This window comes from Francisella sp. 19X1-34 (assembly GCF_041102755.1).
GTDB lineage: Bacteria > Pseudomonadota > Gammaproteobacteria > Francisellales > Francisellaceae > Francisella.
In genome coordinates this window covers 1-2,437 of the sequence record NZ_JBGCTX010000127.1, presented here as the reverse complement: position 1 = coordinate 2,437, position 2,437 = coordinate 1, and the positions used below count along the sequence as shown (strand labels likewise).

Genomic DNA, 2,437 nt, shown 5'->3' with positions numbered 1-2,437 from the left:
CTGCCTTTCAACTTTTAAATAACAACGGTTTAGCTATTTTCAATCTAATTTATATTTTTTGTGCACAGAACCTAATTGACTATACTAATAACATCAAAAAATTCTCTAATATTGAATTCCTAAATATTATAGGAGTAGAAGATCCAGAGCATCATTATGAGCAGGGTCTTGAATTATCAGCATGCTTCTCAAATACAACTACCAAGATTTATCCTTGTGGAGCACCATGTTATGGCTACTTCCCATATGAAGTATTTAATGATATAAATTTATTTCTAAACAGATAAAAGAGTATTAGAATATCGAGTTTATATGGTTAGTACAAATGTATTCTGTAACAGACCCATCGAATGACGAGACAATCTCAAATTAAGTATATCTTAAAATTTAATCTCTTGATTTATTCCTATATTTTCTAAAAATATACTATCATGAGAAATTATTATTAAAGCTCCTTTATACTGATTTAAAGCTTGTTTTAGTAGCTTAATACTTTTTAAATCAAGATGATTAGTTGGCTCATCTAAAAGTAGTAATTGAGGGCTATTTTGTGAGGTTAAGTTGATAGCAAGATTAGCTCTAATTTTTTCCCCGCCACTTAGCTGACTGACTTTTTTATTTACAATCTCGCGGCGAAACTTATATCTAGCCAAGATAGAATGTGCTTCTTGGTGTGTTAGAGTGGGTTTTGATTGTAATAAGTTTTCTAGTAAAGATAGATTATTATCTAGGTTACTAGAATGTTGATCTAAATAACCAATATGATCTACATTTATATTTATTTCTCCTGATATGGGTGATAGCTCATTATTAATCAATCTAAGTAAAGTCGTTTTCCCAGCACCATTATTCTCAATTAGTGCAATTCTTTGTGCACCAACTATACTCATACTAAAATCATCTAGAATTATATTATCTTTATTATAACCAAAACATAAATCTTTAATATCAATTACAGTCTTACCATTTGGGACATATGTATCTGGTAGATCAATTGATACTGGGTCTTCAATTACTAGTTTCTCTTTTGCTTTAGATAGTTGATTTTGAGCGGTTGTCTCCATCTTGATTGCTAGAGTAATATTTCTTGATTTTGATCTTTCACTTCTACCTTTTTTACTATTAGCGGTTAGCTTATCTATCGAGTTTGTTTTTCTTAACTTCTTGCCTCTACTAGCTCTTTGATCATGCTTTTCTTTTGTTTGTTGAATACTAGTTTTCACCTGTTTTATTGTTGTTTCAGCTACAGCTATTTCGTGCTCAAGAGATTTTTGCTCCTGAAGTTTTTGTGATTCATAACAATTATAATTACCACCGTAATAGCTAAACCTATTATTTTCTATCTCAACAATTCCATCCACATTGTTTAGAAGAGCTCTATCATGGGTAACAATAATAATGCATTTATCTGTTTTTTCTAATCATTCGATAAACTTATCTTTTGAATTTTGATCAAGATTATTTGTAGGTTCATCAAGCAAAAGTATATTAGCTTTTGAAAGCATTATTTTAGCTAATAATATTTTTGTTCTTTGTCCACCACTAAAGTTGCTAATTTTCTGGTTTAAGTCAATGTTAATCCCAATAATCTCTTTGAGTTTTTGCTCTAAATTTGGCTTAATATCCCAATTATTTTCAGCTAAAGTAAAATCATCTTCAGCTATACTTCCTTGATTTATTCTATCAATAGCATCTAGTATTTTAGACACATTAAGCGTTTCAGCTATAGTTAAACTACTATCTAATATTTGTGGAATATATATTGTCTCACCACTAGCTATAACCTTACCTGAATCAGCAGAAGTTAATTTTGCTAATAATTTTAACAATGTAGATTTTCCTACGCCATTATCACCAACTATTCCATACTTCTTAGAATTAAAAGTTAGAGAAACATCTTTAAAACTAATAGGGGTGTTAGCTATAGTATAACAAAGGTCTAAGCATTGAATTGAATTTGTAAACATAATTGTAAATCTCCATAAATTTTGTGATAAAAAATTTTAAAACTAGTTTTGAGATTTATTTGTTCATTTTATTTATCCTTGTGTCTTATATTATTAATTATTAGGTGATTTATTTATGTGTATCATAAAAAGTAATATGGAATTTTCTCTTTCTATAGCATTAGAAGTTGGTCCATAAAATAGCTGAGAAACTGATAGCCCAAGCATAAATTTAAATAGGCTTAGCTGTACCAACCTAATATTCACATCCATATCCTTAGTAATATATGGAAGCGAAGGTAAGTATATATCAGAAATAACTTGCCCAAGTGAAGCAAGTACTAAAACTACAACGAAACTAGAGTAATTTATTTTTTTATTATCATTATCTTATTTAATCTCTATATTTATAAAATAGGTTCTGTGCACAAAAAATATAAATTAGATTGAAAATAGCTAAACCGTTGTTATTTAAAAGTTGAAAGGCAGTA

General features: G+C 28.7%; 4 protein-coding genes. 1 reads left to right on the top strand and 3 read right to left on the bottom strand.

Translation table 11 applies throughout. The annotated features are described in order from the left end of the window. On the top strand, positions 1 to 287 hold a 287-nt coding region (locus AB8E56_RS11560), incomplete at its 5' end, for a hypothetical protein (protein WP_329481271.1). A gap of 93 nt (positions 288 to 380) precedes the next feature. Here AB8E56_RS11560 and AB8E56_RS11555 read toward each other — a convergent pair. The 3 genes from AB8E56_RS11555 to AB8E56_RS11545 form a co-directional block, all read right to left on the bottom strand. Continuing rightward, positions 381 to 1,361 (bottom strand): ATP-binding cassette domain-containing protein, encoded by a 981-nt coding sequence (locus AB8E56_RS11555; protein ID WP_329481270.1) that lies wholly within the window; start codon positions 1,359 to 1,361, stop codon positions 381 to 383. A 60-nt stretch (positions 1,362 to 1,421) separates the two neighbouring features. Beyond that, positions 1,422 to 1,967: an ATP-binding cassette domain-containing protein gene (locus tag AB8E56_RS11550; RefSeq protein ID WP_329481268.1), complete on the bottom strand. Its 546-nt coding sequence runs from the start codon at positions 1,965 to 1,967 to the stop codon at positions 1,422 to 1,424. A gap of 93 nt (positions 1,968 to 2,060) precedes the next feature. Next, positions 2,061 to 2,219: a hypothetical protein gene (locus AB8E56_RS11545; protein ID WP_329481266.1), complete on the bottom strand. Its 159-nt coding sequence runs from the start codon at positions 2,217 to 2,219 to the stop codon at positions 2,061 to 2,063. Positions 2,220 to 2,437: the final 218 nt, after the last annotated feature.